The sequence below is a fragment of the Hydrogenophaga sp. genome (assembly GCF_026125785.1).
Lineage (GTDB): Bacteria > Pseudomonadota > Gammaproteobacteria > Burkholderiales > Burkholderiaceae_C > Hydrogenophaga.
In genome coordinates, this window is the sequence record NZ_JAHCKL010000017.1 from 64,095 (window position 1) to 78,785 (window position 14,691).

At 65.2% G+C, this 14,691-nt stretch carries 12 protein-coding genes; 5 read left to right on the plus strand and 7 right to left on the minus strand.

The window, feature by feature from the left end; genetic code table 11:
• The first annotated feature begins 14 nt into the window (after positions 1-14).
• On the plus strand, positions 15-1,316 hold the full coding sequence (lysA, locus tag KIT53_RS15115; RefSeq protein WP_297754011.1) for a diaminopimelate decarboxylase: 1,302 nt from the start codon (positions 15-17) through the stop codon (positions 1,314-1,316).
• Here the strand turns inward: lysA and KIT53_RS15120 are convergent.
• The 5 genes from KIT53_RS15120 to KIT53_RS15140 form a co-directional block, all read right to left on the minus strand.
• Complete coding sequence (locus KIT53_RS15120) at positions 1,280-1,954, minus strand: protein-methionine-sulfoxide reductase heme-binding subunit MsrQ (protein ID WP_297754014.1); 675 nt, start codon at positions 1,952-1,954, stop codon at positions 1,280-1,282. The genes lysA and KIT53_RS15120 overlap by 37 nt on opposite strands.
• Before the next feature lie 20 nt (positions 1,955-1,974).
• Positions 1,975-2,982: a protein-methionine-sulfoxide reductase catalytic subunit MsrP gene (gene msrP / locus KIT53_RS15125; protein WP_297754017.1), complete on the minus strand. Its 1,008-nt coding sequence runs from the start codon at positions 2,980-2,982 to the stop codon at positions 1,975-1,977.
• Between the two features lie 145 nt (positions 2,983-3,127).
• Positions 3,128-4,492: a c-type cytochrome biogenesis protein CcsB gene (gene ccsB, locus KIT53_RS15130; RefSeq protein ID WP_297754021.1), complete on the minus strand. Its 1,365-nt coding sequence runs from the start codon at positions 4,490-4,492 to the stop codon at positions 3,128-3,130.
• Positions 4,489-6,642, minus strand: a complete 2,154-nt coding sequence (locus tag KIT53_RS15135) for a cytochrome c biogenesis protein ResB (RefSeq protein WP_297754024.1) — start codon at positions 6,640-6,642, stop codon at positions 4,489-4,491. The genes ccsB and KIT53_RS15135 overlap by 4 nt, the downstream gene beginning before the upstream one ends.
• Positions 6,643-6,822: 180 nt before the next feature.
• Positions 6,823-7,437, minus strand: coding sequence for a c-type cytochrome (locus tag KIT53_RS15140; protein WP_297754026.1), 615 nt, complete (start codon positions 7,435-7,437; stop codon positions 6,823-6,825).
• Between the two features lie 104 nt (positions 7,438-7,541).
• Here KIT53_RS15140 and yihA point away from each other — a divergent pair, with 104 nt between their 5' ends.
• A complete protein-coding gene (yihA, locus tag KIT53_RS15145) occupies positions 7,542-8,267 on the plus strand; it encodes a ribosome biogenesis GTP-binding protein YihA/YsxC (protein WP_297754029.1) in 726 nt (241 codons plus the stop codon).
• Here the strand turns inward: yihA and KIT53_RS15150 are convergent.
• A complete protein-coding gene (locus tag KIT53_RS15150; RefSeq protein ID WP_366521928.1) occupies positions 8,252-9,187 on the minus strand; it encodes a lipid A biosynthesis acyltransferase in 936 nt (311 codons plus the stop codon). The genes yihA and KIT53_RS15150 overlap by 16 nt on opposite strands.
• 22 nt (positions 9,188-9,209) lie before the next feature.
• On the minus strand, positions 9,210-10,103 hold the full coding sequence (locus KIT53_RS15155; protein WP_297754032.1) for a lysophospholipid acyltransferase family protein: 894 nt from the start codon (positions 10,101-10,103) through the stop codon (positions 9,210-9,212).
• A gap of 151 nt (positions 10,104-10,254) precedes the next feature.
• Between KIT53_RS15155 and metK the strand changes: the two genes are divergently transcribed.
• The 3 genes from metK to KIT53_RS15170 all read left to right on the plus strand — a co-directional run bounded on the left by metK (position 10,255) and on the right by KIT53_RS15170 (position 14,532).
• The gene (metK, locus tag KIT53_RS15160; protein WP_297754034.1) at positions 10,255-11,439 is read left to right on the plus strand and encodes a methionine adenosyltransferase; all 1,185 of its coding nucleotides are present in this window, start codon (positions 10,255-10,257) and stop codon (positions 11,437-11,439) included.
• Positions 11,440-11,616: 177 nt separating this feature from the next.
• Positions 11,617-13,695, plus strand: coding sequence for a PAS domain S-box protein (locus KIT53_RS15165; protein WP_297754037.1), 2,079 nt, complete (start codon positions 11,617-11,619; stop codon positions 13,693-13,695).
• 30 nt (positions 13,696-13,725) lie between these two features.
• The gene (locus tag KIT53_RS15170; protein WP_297754040.1) at positions 13,726-14,532 is read left to right on the plus strand and encodes an SDR family oxidoreductase; all 807 of its coding nucleotides are present in this window, start codon (positions 13,726-13,728) and stop codon (positions 14,530-14,532) included.
• Positions 14,533-14,691 lie beyond the last annotated feature (159 nt).

Below are 14,691 nucleotides of genomic sequence, written 5' to 3' on the forward strand. Positions count from 1 at the left end.
GCTCCGCCATCCGCATGACCACCACCACCGGCCTGCCCGCCGTTTCGCTGCCGCCCTACTTCGCCTACCACGGGCAACACCTGCTGGTCGAAGGCGTGCCTCTGCAGAGACTGGCCCGTGAACATGGCACCCCGCTGTTCGTCTACAGCAAGGCCGCCATGCTGTCTGCGCTGACGGCCTATCAGCGGGGCCTGGCCGGTCGCAAACACCTGATCTGCTATGCCATGAAAGCGAACTCCTCGCTGGCCATCCTGCAGACGCTCGTGCGTGCCGGCTGCGGGCTGGACATCGTCTCTGGCGGTGAGCTCGAACGTGCCATGGCCGCCGGCGCCGAGCCTTCCAGGGTGATCTTCTCCGGCGTTGGCAAGACACGCACCGAAATGCGCCAGGCCTTGAAGTTGGGCATTGGCTGTTTCAACGTGGAGAGCCGTGCCGAACTCGACGTGCTGGATGCCGTGGCGCGCGAGATGGGCCTGCGCGCGCCGGTCAGCGTGCGCGTGAATCCCAACGTCGATGCGCAGACGCATCCCTACATATCCACAGGCCTGAAAGGCAACAAGTTCGGCATCGCGCACGAGGATGTGCTGGACACCTACCGCCATGCCGCAGGCTGCGCAGGCCTGCGTGTGGTCGGCATCGACTGCCATATCGGCTCGCAGATCACGCAGGCGGCTCCCTATCTGGACGCCATGGACCGCGTGCTCGACCTGGTGGAAAGCATCGAAGCCGCCGGCATTGCGATTGAACACATCGATTTCGGTGGCGGCCTGGGCATCGACTACCAGGGCGATGCTCCGCCACAGGCCGACCAGCTCTGGAAGCAACTGCTCGCAAAGCTGGACGCGCGTGGCTTTGGCAACCGCACCATCATGATCGAGCCCGGCCGGTCGCTGGTCGGCAACGCGGGCGCCTGCGTGACGGAGGTGCTCTACCGCAAGCCCGGCGAGCACAAGAACTTCCTGATCGTCGATGCGGCCATGAACGACCTGCCCAGGCCCGCTCTCTATGAAGCCTTCCACCGCATCGTGCCGCTGGTACAAGCCGACGGAGATGCGCCCTCCACCACCTGGGACGTGGTAGGCCCGGTGTGTGAAAGCGGCGACTGGATCGGTCGCGACCGCGCGCTCGCGGTGCAGGCAGGCGATCTGCTGGCGGTGCTGTCGGCCGGCGCCTACTGCATGAGCATGGCCAGCAACTACAACACCCGCGGCCGCGCCGCCGAGGTGCTGGTGGACGGTGACAAGGCCTGGCTGATACGGTCGCGAGAATCCGCAGCCGATCAGTTCCGGCTGGAGCGGCCACTGCCCGCGGTGTGAGCCAGCCGGCGCCAGATGCGCCAGCCCAGCAGGGCACCCAACAGCGCGGCGTACACCGCCACCTCAGCAAAGTCGTTCTTGCCGCTGCGCATCCAGAAGAAATGCAATACCGCCAGCACCGCCACCGCATAGACGGCACGGTGCAGCCCTTGCCAGCGCGCAGCACCCAGCCAGCGAATGGCACGGTTGAACGAGGTCAGCGCCAGCGTCAGCAACAACACCCAGGCCAGAAAGCCCACCAGGATGAATGGGCGCTTGGCTATATCGGCCGCAATGTCCGTCGGCACAAACCCCATGTCGAACCAGGCATAGGCCAGCAGATGCAGGCAGGTGTAGGCAAACGTGAACAGCCCCAGCATGCGCCGCAAACGGGCCAATGCAGGCCATCCGGCCGCCACGCGCAAAGGGGTGACCAGCAGGACCAGCACCAGAAAACGGAGGCTCCAGTCACCCAACGAACGGATCAGGGCCTCCGCGGGGTTGGCGCCGAGAGCGTTCGCGAGCGCCGCCCACACCAGCCAGGCCCCTGGAAGGCAGCACAGCAAGCCTGCCAATGGCTTGGCCAGGCGATGCGCCAGCCAGCGGTTGACGCGCGATGCGGCAGGTCGCGCCAGCGGCACGGTGGTGGACCGCATCATGGGCACAGCGATGCAGCCGCTCAGTACAGCTTGCGCAGGTCCATGCCTGCGTACAGCTGTCCCACCTGCTGCTCATAGCCGTTGAACATCAGGGTCGGACGGCGCTTGGCAAACAGGCCTCCGGCCTCACCGATGCGGCGCTCGCTGGCCTGGCTCCAGCGCGGGTGCGCAACCTCTGGGTTGACGTTGGAATAGAACCCATACTCCTGTGGCGCAGCCACATTCCATGCGGTGCGCGGCTCCTTGTCGGTCAAACGGATCTTCACCAGCGACTTGCCACTCTTGAACCCGTATTTCCAAGGCACCACCAGGCGCAAGGGAGCACCGTTCTGATTGGGCAAGACCTCGCCGTACATGCCAAACGCGAGCAGCGTCAGCGGGTGCATGGCCTCGTCCAGGCGCAAACCTTCCACGTAGGGCCAGCCCAGCACGCTGGAGCGCAGGCCGGGCATCTGCTTGGGATCGGCCAGCGTCACGAACTCCACGTACTTGGCACTGCCCAGAGGCTGCACCTGCTTAAGGAGCTCGCTCAGGGAGTAGCCCACCCAGGGAATCACCATCGACCAACCTTCGACGCAGCGCAGCCGGTAGATGCGTTCTTCCATCGGACTGAGCTTGAGCAAGGCATCCAGGTCAAAGTTGCCAGGCTTGTTCACCAGGCCCTCGACGGCCACGGTCCAGGGCCGCGGCTTGAGCGTCTTCGCGTAAGACGCGGGATCGGACTTGTCGGTCCCGAATTCGTAGAAATTGTTGTAGCTCGTCGCGTCCTCGTAGGGCGTCGGCTTCTCCATAGTGCGCGCACCGGCAACACTGGACGCCCGCCCGGCCAGAGGGGTCAGCTTGCCCGGCAGGGAGGGCGCCGTCTGGGCGAACGCCTCGCGGCTGGCCCAGCTTCCTGCCATACCGAACGCGGCCGCGGCCGTGGCGCTGCGCTCCAGCCACTGCCGCCTGTTCAGGTAACTTGAGCGAGGGGTGATCTCGCTGGAGATGGGGTGTTGGAACCCGTTGTCGCCGGAACGGATGATCATGGGAAGGCCCTCGCAAATGAACCCCGCGCAGCCCACGCGGCGCAGTGGCTGAGGTCTGTCGTGGGACAGCGCCGATTCTTACAAAGTTCCGGCCCGGCACCGTGCGGCGCGCGCGTCAGCCCTGACAGACAAAGGGCTTCGAGGCTCAGAGCGTGCCGTAGCTGTGCAAACCCGAAAGGAACATGTTCACCCCCAGGAAGGCGAAGGTGGTGATGGCCAGCCCCACGAGCGCCCACCAGGCCGCCACCGTGCCACGCAGCCCCTTCATGAGGCGCATGTGCAGCCAGGCGGCGTAGTTCAGCCAGACGATCAACGCCCAGGTTTCCTTGGGATCCCAGCTCCAGTACCCACCCCATGCCTCAGCCGCCCAGAGCGCTCCCAGCACGGTGGCAATGGTGAAAAAGGCAAAGCCCACGGCGATCGCCTTGTACATCACATCGTCCAGCAGTTCGAAGCTGGGCAGGCGTTCGGCGATGCGTCGCCGACCCAACAAAATGGATCCGACGATGAGGGCAGAGACACCGAAGTAGATGAACCAGTAGCTACCCCCGTTCTCGGTTGCCGATTGCCGGAACACGATAGGCTCGAAACACAGCACCACGCCGAGCAACCACAGCGGCGCCAGGCGGTACCAGCGGCTCTCGCCTGCGCTCTGCTTGATCAGGTAGGCAAACGCCAGCATGGCTGCAATGGCAAATGTGCCGTAGCCGATGAAGTTGGCAGGCACGTGCAGCTTCATCCACCAACTTTGCAGAGCGGGCACCAGCGGCTGGATTTCATGGGCCTCGCGCACCACGGTGTACCAGAGCAGGAAGCCGACCGCCGCGCTGACCACCAGCATGGAGAACGCACCCATGCCGCGCGTCTTGTACTGGTCTTCGTAGTAGAGGTAGAACGCCGTCGTCATCCAGCAGAACAGCACGAACACCTCGTAGAGGTTGCTCACCGGAATGTGGCCGATGTCGGGGCCGATCTGATGGCTTTCGTACCAGCGCACCATGGTGCCCACCAGCGCCAGCGTCACCGCCACCCAGGCCAGGCGCGAGCCCAGCAGTTCAAACGTATCGCCCGCGCGTTTGAACATGCCTGCCCAATAGAACGCGGTGCTCATGAAGAAGAGCACGCTCATCCAGAGAATGGCCGACTGGCTGGAGATGAAGTACTTGAGCAGGAACACCTGGTCAGCCCGGGCCAGGTCGGCACCACCCGCAGGTGTCTGGTACAGCCAGATGGCCAGCAGCGACAGCGCTGCCACCACCATCGACAGTGCGCGCAGCGGCCGCCAGAACCAGCCCAGCCAGATCACCGAAGGCACGGTGCCCACGAGAATGGCCTTTTCGTAGCCGTCCATGGCTTCGTGGTAGCGCATGAAAGCGAGCACCGCGCCCGCCACCGCCAGCACGGCAAACAACCAGTCCCAGACGCTGCGCCGGGCAAAGTACCCCGGCTGCAGGCCCTGGCCATGGCCTTTCTTGAGTTCAATGGTCCGGGATGCGGTGGCGGTATTCATGGCTGCACCTTCAGCAACTGGGTCTTCAGGAAGTCAAATTCTCGATCGGCGTCCATCGTCTTGCGGTTGGACGACAAGGCCATGCTGGCCTCTGTGGCCTGACCATCGGACGGCGCAAGCCACACCCACAAGCGGCGCTCACGCACATAGAGCATGGCAAAAACGCCCAGGATCAGCAACAGGCAACCCAGGTAGACGATGTTCTGGCCCGGCGCGCGCGCCACCTGGAACACGCTGGCCTGCACGTGCGTGAAATCCTCCAACTGGAAGGTCATGGGCGCAGGGTAGAAGAAGGTATCGCTCAAGCTGATCACGGCCTGCGACATGAAGCGCTGCGTGTCCTCGCTCGGCACCAGACGGGCCAAGCCCGCTCTCTCGCGGCTGAGCTGCATGAGCTCGAACAGCGTGCCATTGAGGATACGCACCAGCACCTCGCTGGCGCGCTCGCGCTCGGCCGCCGGCACATTGCCTTCCAGAAAGGCTGAAACCGCCTGCAAGCCCCCTTTGACGGAGCGCGATGGCGTGCCATTGGCGGCCACCTGCGAAATGGGCACCTGCACCCCTTCCGTCCCCGCGAACAGGTCCAGGGCGCGCGTGGCAGAAGCGGTCAGGGCCTGCGCCAACTCCGGCCGGCCGTCCTCGACCGCCGAAGCGGCATAGCGGCGCACGGCTTCGCGGCGCAGTTGGGAATCGTCCAGCGCGGCGCGCAAACGCACGAAACCATCCAGGCTGTCCTTGTCATCGACCGGAATGCGCAGGTACCGGAAAGGCTCGGACGGTGTCTCACGCAGACCCAGAAGGTAGACGCGCGAGCCATCGAGCTCGATCGGCAACATGTAGTTGTGGTACTCCACCGCCTGGCCTGCCGCGTCGCGCAGCTTGTAGGTGATGCTGGGCCCTACATTGCGCAGGGTTTTCTCCGTCGCCGTCTTGTGACCGGAGCCCAGGCGGCTCTCGATCGAGGTGCGCAGGTCCACCTTGCGCACGTCGGCGCCTGCACCGCTGTTGCTCGCCGCAAAGTTCTCGACGTTGATGACGCGCAGGCTGGTGTACTCCAGCGTGAGCTGGTCCGCCCCGTTGCTCAAGGCGGTCGAGCCGCCGATGTTTCCCTCGACCTCGAAGGCCTTGGTCGGCCCATTCAGTGGCACGGCTTGCAACTTCACGCGCGAACCGCCGTCGTCAAAGCTGGACTGGTAGATATTGACGCCGCGGTAGCTGGCAGGGTGGTTCACCTCGACCCGGGCTTCCTTCTTCTCGCCGGTCTCGTTGTCGTGGATGACGATATCGCTCGCGAACAGCTTGGGCATGCCCGTGTCGTAGTACTCGACGATGAACTTCTTGAGCTCGACCGAGAAAGGCAGGTCCTGCAGCAGCACGCCGGTGGGCTGCGTGAGGATGGCTGTGCCAGCTGTAGTGCCTTCCGTCACCAGCAGATTGCCACGGAAGGTCGGATTGCTGCTGGACAGCCGATGCTGGGCCGGCACGTCGGCGATCAGGCCGCCTCCCGTGAAGGGTGTCTTGCCGTTGAACCACATCTGCGCACGCACCACGAGGTCGCCATCGAGCAAGCCCCCGATGCAGACCAGCACGATGGCGCTGTGCGCCGCCAGATACCCGATCTTGTTGGCCGTACCCGCCTTGGCCGCCACCATCCAGCCCGTGCCAGAAGCCGTCTGACGCGACTGCAGCTTGACCTTCCAGCCCGAGCCCAGCAGTGCCTGGCCGATGCGATGGGCGGCGGCCTCCGGCGCCTCGTTGAGCATCCCTTGCGCACGGTGCGGAAAAGCCTTGAGGCTCTGCTCCCGGATGTTTTCCTTGTAGGCCCTGAAGTCGGCAAAGATCTTGGGCGTGTTGCGCACGATGCACAGGCTGGTGCTCACGACCAGGAAGGCCAGGATCAGCAAGAACCACCAGGCGCTGTAGACCGAATACAAATAGGCGCTGGCAAACACATCGGCCCAGAACGGACCGAACTGGTTGACGTAGTTGATGAAAGGCTCGTGCTGCTTGACCACCGTGCCGATCACGGAAGCGATGCAGATCACCGTCAGCAGGGAGATGGCGAACCGCATCGACGACAGCAGTTCAACCACCTCGCTCAGAAAGCGCGAGCCGGTGCGAAGCTGCAGACCCTGGGTGGAGACTGTCATGTGAAGAGAAGGCAGTGCAGAAAAAAGGGCGCTTCCGGTAACCCTGGAACGCGCCCTGATGTGATGTGGTTTCTGGCTGGCGGTTCAACGCCGGAGCGGTTTATCGCATTGTGCCGTCAAATATTAATGATCGCTTATATCTCTGGCGGGCTGTACGGGCTTGGCCACCCGCCCGGGAGATCAGCGCAAGCCGGCGATGTAGTCGGAGACCGCCTTGATCTCGCGGTCGTTCATCTTGGCGGCCACGCCCGTCATCTGGACGTTGTTCTTGCGCGAACCATCGCGGAAATGCTTGAGCTGGGTCTCGGTGTACTCGGCGTGCTGGCCCGAGAGACGCGGGTACTGGGCCGGAATGCCCGCGCCATTGGGGCTGTGGCAGCCAGCGCAGGCCGCAATCTGGCGATCGGCAATGCCGCCGCGGTAGATGCGCTCACCCAGCTTCACCAGATCTTTGTCGGTGGCGGCTCCGTGCTTGGCCTTCTGGTCGGCCAGCCAGTAGGCGATGTTGCGCATGTCGTCGTCGGACAGCGCAGCGGCGAAGCCCTTCATGACCGCGTTGTCGCGCTTGCCGGACTTGAACTCCTGCAACTGCTTGATGATGTACTCGGGGTGTTGCTGAGCCAGCTTGGGATTGACCGGCGTGGTTGAATTGCCGTCCGCCGCATGGCAGGCCACGCACGCCTGACCGAATACCGCGCTGCCCTTGGCCAGGTCGGGCTTGGCCGACTGCGCCTGGGCGCTGAAAGACAGGACTGCGGCAGCAGCGGCACAGAGAAGGGAGACGGGCAATTTCATGACGGGGCGGGCGTCGGCGCGCGACGTGTTCTGGTTGAGGAAATTCGCGGGATGTCTGGACAAAGCCGATCGATTTTACAATGCCCCACCGGGAAAACCCCCAAATGACCCAACACCCCACTCCAGCCCCCGCCGCCCCGGACAGCCCCGATCCCAAGATGGCCCACGGCTGGCTGCACACAGCCCGCTTCCTGACCACGGCGCCCCAATTGCAGCACCTCCCGCAGTTGGCGGTGCCTGAAGTGGCCTTCGTCGGCCGCTCCAACGCTGGCAAGTCCACCTGCATCAATACGCTGACGCAGCAAAAACGCCTGGCCTTCGCGTCCAAGACCCCTGGACGTACCCAAAGCATCAACCTCTTCGCGCTGGGCAAGCAAGGCGCCACCGACGCAGTCCTTGCCGACCTGCCGGGCTACGGCTACGCGGCGGTCCCCAGGGAGGCCAAACTGCGCTGGCAGCGCGTGATGGGCAACTACCTGCTCACCCGCGAAAACCTGCGTGGCGTGGTGCTGCTGATCGACCCCCGCCTGGGCATGACCGAGCTGGACGAAATCCTTCTCGAAGTCATCCGGCCACGGGTCGAAGAAGGCCTGAAGTTTCTCGTGCTGCTCACCAAGGCGGACAAGCTCAACCACGCCGAAGCGCAAAAAGCGCTGTCGATCGCGCGGCTGCAGTCCGGCGGTGGCGAAGCCCGCCTGTTCTCGGCGCTGAAGAAGCAGGGACTGGACGAGGTCGCTCTGATGCTTTGGCGCTGGACGCATGACGGTAAGGCGGTCCAGGCGGCAGCCGACGCCTCCTCCGAGGAGGCACCGGATCAGTCCCGTCCGTAAAGCGAAGGCTCTCCAGGGGGACGGGTCTTGAAGCGCTTGTGGACCCAGTAGTACTGCTCGCGCATGCCCGCAATCATGCCCTCCAGGCGCCGATTCATGAGCGCGGTGTCGGCCACCGGGTCCCTGCCCGGATAACCGGTCCAGGCCGGCAGCACCTCGACCTCATAGCCGTTCCGCGTCAGTCGGGTCACCACCGGCACGACCTTGGCGCCCGCGAGGCGGGCCAAACGAGGCAGCGTGGGCACGGTCGCCGCGGGCACGCCGTAGAAGGGCACGAACACGGACTCCTCCGGCCCCAGGTCCATGTCCGGCAACAGATACAAGGCTTCGCCCGAACGCAGCGAATGCACAACGGTACGCAGGCCCTGCTGCTTTTCCACCAGCCGTACGGTACCGAAGCGCAGGCGGCCAGCGCGCATCCAGCGGTCCACCTCTTCGTTGATCTGCGACAGGTAGATGCAGGCATAGCGACGCGGCTGCAACAGCGCCAGCGCGGTGCCTCCGGCATCCATGCCGACGAAATGCGGACCCAGCAACAGGGTGGGCTGATCGCTGTGCAACTCGTGCGTGGCCCCCGTCACCTTCAACCGAGCCCGCACCTTGGCTTCGCTGCCCTCCCAGAGCCAGCTCCGGTCCAACCAGGCCTGCGCGAAATACACAAAATGACGGCGTACGGCGCGATGCCGCTCCAGGGTGCTGTCCTCCGGGAAGCACAGTGCCCAGTTGGTGCGGGCAATGCGGCGACGGCGGGATGCCACGGCATGCAGCACCTGGCCCATCACCCAGCCCAGTGCACGCACCCAACTCAAGGGCAGGCACGCCAGTACACGCATGAAACCGAGCCCCAGGCGGTTGCCCCAGCGCTCGAAGAAAGGGGTGGCAGGGGTGGCGGTTGCGTCGATCGGCTTTGATGAGGGCATCGCAGTACGGAAAAAGCGCAGCTCAGGGGCGCGGCGGTGCAACGGTCTCGGCCGACTGCACGGGCGCGGCCTGGCCGGCCGGCTGTTTGTAACGGTCGTACGACCACAGGTATTGCTGCGGGCATTCTCGCACCAGCATTTCCATGGCCTGGTTGATCTGGGTGGCCGCCTGCAAGGCGTCCTGGGACAGCACGCCCACACCGGCGTGCCCGAACGGGCGCACATGCACACGGTAGCCGCGGCCCCAGCTCAGACGCTCACCCCAGATCAGCAGGATCTGCGCCTGTGCCGCATGCACCAGCCGGGCCGAGAGGGTCATGGTGTAGGCGTCGCGCCCGAAGAATGGCGCCCAGACCCCTTGCCCCGCCGGAGGCACCTGGTCCGGCAGCAGGCCGACGGCCTGACCCGCCTTGAGTGCCTTGATGAGTTGCTTGACGCCCGCCAATGTGGTGGGCGCGGTGAACAACCCGGGGCGCGCTCGGGCGCCCGCCACGATGTCCTTGAGCCAGGCCTTGCGTGCGGGTCGGTAGAGCACGGTGGTGGGCTGGCGCTCGCCAAAGCGCTGGGCATAGGCCTGGGCGGCGATCTCGAAGCAGCCCAGGTGCGGCGTCAGGAACAGCACGCCGCGGCCCTGGGTCAGCGCGGCCTCCACATGTTCGGCGCCGTCCCAGTGGATCGCCACCGGCCGGCCCATCCAGAGACGGGGCAGCTCGGCGACCAGCTTGCCCGCCTCGCCCACCGACGCCAGCGCCGCACCGCGTGACAGACCGGCCTGGCGGGCATGGGCAAACAGTCGGCGCCGGTACCGGCCAGAGAAAACAAAGCTCAACCAGCCCAGGCACCAACCCAGCGCATGCAGCAGCGACAGCGGCAGCAGGCTGGCGAAACGGAACAGGAAACGGATCAACAGGGCCAAGGTGGGAGGAGAAAAGAGGGACGCGGCCTTGATCTAGAATGCGCCCATCGCCGAGTTAATGAACTAATTGCGGGGCGATTCACAAATACCGCTAAAGCGTTCGCCGAACTCTGACAGACCGGCAACGCCGCTCAACCTTTCTGGAGTTTATATGGCGAACGATTTCCTCTTCACGTCCGAATCCGTCTCTGAAGGCCATCCCGACAAGGTGGCGGACCAGATTTCCGACGCGATTCTCGACGCGATCTTCGAGCAGGACCCGCGCAGCCGCGTGGCGGCCGAGACGCTCACCAACACCGGTCTCGTGGTGCTGGCCGGCGAGATCACCACCAACGCGCACGTCGACTACATCCAGGTCGCGCGCGACACCATCAAGCGCATCGGCTACGACAACACCGAGTACGGCATCGACCACAAGGGTTGCGCGGTGCTCGTGGCCTACGACAAGCAGAGCAACGACATCGCCCAAGGCGTGGACCATGCCTCGGACGACCACCTCAACACCGGTGCCGGCGACCAGGGCCTGATGTTCGGCTACGCCTGTGACGAGACGCCCGAGCTGATGCCCGCGCCCATCTACTACGCGCACCGCCTGGTGGAACGCCAGGCCCAACTGCGCAAGGACGGCCGCCTGCCGTTCCTGCGGCCGGACGCCAAGAGCCAGGTGACGCTGCGCTACGTGGACGGCCGCCCGCACAGCATCGACACCGTGGTGCTGTCCACCCAGCACAGCCCGGACCAGAGCGAGACCGCGACCAAGCTCAAGGACAGCTTCTACGAAGCCATCCGTGAAGAAATCATCAAGCCGGTGCTGCCCAAGGAGTGGATCACCAAGGACACCAAGTACCTGATCAACCCGACCGGCCGCTTCGTCATCGGCGGCCCGCAAGGCGACTGCGGCCTGACCGGCCGCAAGATCATCGTGGACACCTACGGCGGAGCCTGCCCGCACGGCGGCGGCGCCTTCAGCGGCAAGGACCCCTCCAAGGTGGACCGCTCGGCCGCCTACGCGGCTCGCTACGTCGCCAAGAACATCGTCGCCGCCGGCCTGGCGCGGCAATGCCAGATCCAGGTGGCCTACGCCATCGGTGTGGCCCGTCCGATGAATGTGACGGTTTACACGGAAGGCACCGGCGTGATCCCCGACGAGCAGATTGCCGCCCTGGTCAACGAACATTTCGACCTGCGACCCAAAGGCATCATCCAGATGCTGGATCTGCTGCGCCCGATCTATTCCAAGACCGCCGCCTACGGCCACTTTGGTCGGGAAGAACCCGAATTCACCTGGGAGCGGACCGACCGCGCCGATGCGCTGCGCAAGGCGGCCGGCCTGTAATTTCGTACAGCACCTCTCTCAAAGCCCCGTGGCGCAGGCCTCGGGGCTTTTTTTCCGTCTTCGCGGCGCGGCCGGGCAACCGCCAGTCGTAACAATCTGAATTTTTCGTCGCGGGTTCCGATATGGGAGTACAAGCCATTTTCCGACCTGCACTGTCACGACCTGGAGCCTTGAACCATGGACACCCCTATCTGCCCCGACGGGAAGGACACCGCCGCGCCGGACTGCGAGCGGTTGTTGAAGGAGCGGACACATGCCCTCGAAACGGCCCTGCAGAGTGCCCGGTCTCTGTGCGACCAGGCCTCATGCGGCCTGCTTTCGTTCGACGCCGGCCAGCAGTTCACCCACATCAACCAGACCCTTCTGCACTGGCTGGGCCATGAGCGGCAGGACAGCAGCCTGCCCACCAGCCTGCGGGAACTGGTGGCACCGCGGTGGCGCGAGCAGGTGACGGCACAAGTCGAACAGTTGCGGCTCACGGGTCATGCCGACGCTCTGGAACTGGAACTGGTGCGCCAGGACGGCAGCCTGCTGCAGGCACGCCTGTCCTTCACCCCGGTCTTCGACAGCGAAGGCCAGTTCCAGTTGGGCAATGGCCTGGTCACCGAGGTGATGAAGAACAGTGGCGCTTCCGCCAGGAACGACGCCAGCGAAAGCCTGTTGCGCAGCATCACCAACCGGATCCCGGCCCGGCTCGCCTACTACGACAAGGACCTGATCTGCCGCTTCGCCAACGACGCCCACGCTTCGCGCTACGGCAAGCAGCCGGAGGAGATGGTGGGCTCGCACCTGAGCCAGGTGGTGCGGCCCGAGATCCTGTCGGACATCCTGCCCCGAGTGGCTCAGGCCCTCAGCGGCCAGGCCCAGACCTTCGAGGCCGAGCGCGTGGCAGCAGACGGCACGCGCAATTACTTCGAAGTGCACTACATCCCGGACTTCCAGAATGGGGAGGTGGAGGGCATCTTCATCGAACTGCACGACATCTCCGAGCGCCGCCGGACCGAGGAGTTCGTGCTGCACGCCAACCAAGACCTGGAGGAGCGTGTGCGCGAACGGTCCGCCGAGCTGTTCGCCAGCGAGCAACGCTACCGCCTGATGGTGGACGCCATCCAGGACTACTGCGTCTACTTCGTCGATGAGAACGGCACCGTCACCGAGTGGAGCGAGAGCGCGCAGCGCCTGCATGGTCACACCCATGCGCAGATGGTGGGCAAGTCGTACGAGGTGCTGCTGAGCCCAGACAACGCCGGCGAGGACGAGATCGACCCAGGCCAGGTGCTGCGCCTGGCCAAGGCACATGGCCAGTGGGAGACGCGCGGCTGGCGCCTGCGCGAGGATGGTTCACGCTTCTGGGCGCACACCGTCTTGACGGCACTGCGCAACGAGGTTGGCGAACTGCAGGGCCTGTCCAGCATCACGCGCGACATGACCGCCGCCAAGAGCCTGGAGGACGTGATGAACGACCTCAACCGGGAACTGGAAAAACGCGTGGCCGAGCGCACCCAGCAACTGGTGGCCGCGAACAAGGACCTCGATGTGTTCTCGCACATGGTCTCGCACGACCTGCGCGCGCCGCTGCGGCACATCGCCAGCTTCGTCACGCTGTTGCAGGAGGAACTGGGCGAGAACGCGGACCCGTTGGTGCGCCAGTACCAGAACGCCATCGCCAAAGCGTCCAAGCGCATGAGCCAGATGATCGAAGGCCTGCTCGAGTACGCCCGACTGGGACGGGTGGCCATCGAGTCGCAGCCAGTGCCGCTGGCCCCGCTGCTCGATGGTGTGATCGCTCACCTCAAGCAGGAGAACGCACAGCGCCGCATTGAATGGGTGATAGACAGCGACCTTCCCATCGTCCGTGGCGACGCCATGCTGCTGGCGCAGGCCTGGGGCAATCTGCTGGACAACGCGGTGAAGTACACCCGCACCCGGGACGAGGCCCGCATCGAGGTGGGCTGGAAGGTCAACCCCGTGGGCGGCCGCACGTTCTACATCACCGACAACGGCGTGGGCTTCGACCTGGAGAAGGCGCACAACCTGTTCGTGATGTTCCAGCGCCAGCACCACTCCATGGACTTCGAGGGCACCGGAACGGGCCTGGCCTTGTCCCAGCGCATCATCGAACGCCATGGTGGCCGCATCTGGGCCGAAACCGCGCCAGGCGAAGGCTGCACCTTCTTCTTTACCTTGCCCTTTGATGGCATGGAACCGGAGATGGCGTTCCCGGAATCCGCGATGGCCGAGCTCTCCATGGCCTGAGGCGGTTCGGCGACACCGATAATCGCGAGGGTGAGCCCCACTCCCTCCGCGGCCAGCGTCGCCACCCACCTGTTCTCTCTTCGCGGTCGCACGGCCCTGGTTACTGGCGCCGGGCGCGGCCTGGGGCTGTCCATCGCCTGCGGCCTGGCCGCGCACGGCGCCAGTGTCTGGCTCAACGGCCGGGACCCGGAAGGCCTGCGCGAGGCGCAACAGCAGGTCGCCGATGCGGGTCGCGCCGCAGGCGGGCGAGCGCATGCCCTGCCCTTTGACGTGAGCGACGAAGCCGGCGCCAGCGCCGCCCTCGAGCACCTGCTGGCCCAGGACGGGCGCCTGGACATCCTGGTCAACAACGTCGGCCAGAGGCGGCGCCAGAACCTCGACGCCTTGCCGGCCCAAGCCTTGCGCGACCTGCTGGACAGCAACCTGATCTCCGCCTGGCACCTCAGCCGGGAAGCCGCCACGCCCATGCGCAGCCAGGGTTTCGGTCGCATCATCAACATCACCTCCATCGCCGGGCCGATCGCACGGGCCGGCGACGCCGCCTACACCACCGGCAAAGGCGCGCTGGAGGCCATGACCCGAGCCTTGGCCGCCGAACTCGGCCCGCAGGGCATCAATGTCAATGCCATCGCCCCGGGCTACTTCGCCACCGACACCAACGCAGCCATGGTGGATGACGCAGCCACCACGTCGTGGCTGCGACAGCGCAGCTCGCTCGGGCGCTGGGGGCAGCCCGGCGAGATTGCCGGGGCTGCCGTCTTCCTGGCCTCCCCGGCGGCCAGCTACGTCACCGGCCAGGTGCTGGTGGTCGATGGCGGCTATCTGGCCCACTTCTGACCCCGGGACACGCGCCTCGGCGCATAAAAATTCCAGGTCGCGCTTGAAAACACCCCGGACGGCCCTTATGATTAGCACTCGCTGGACTTGAGTGCTAACACCCAGGTCCAAGTCGAGCGGCGGTCACGCCGCGACGAACAAACCCCATCTGTTTCATAC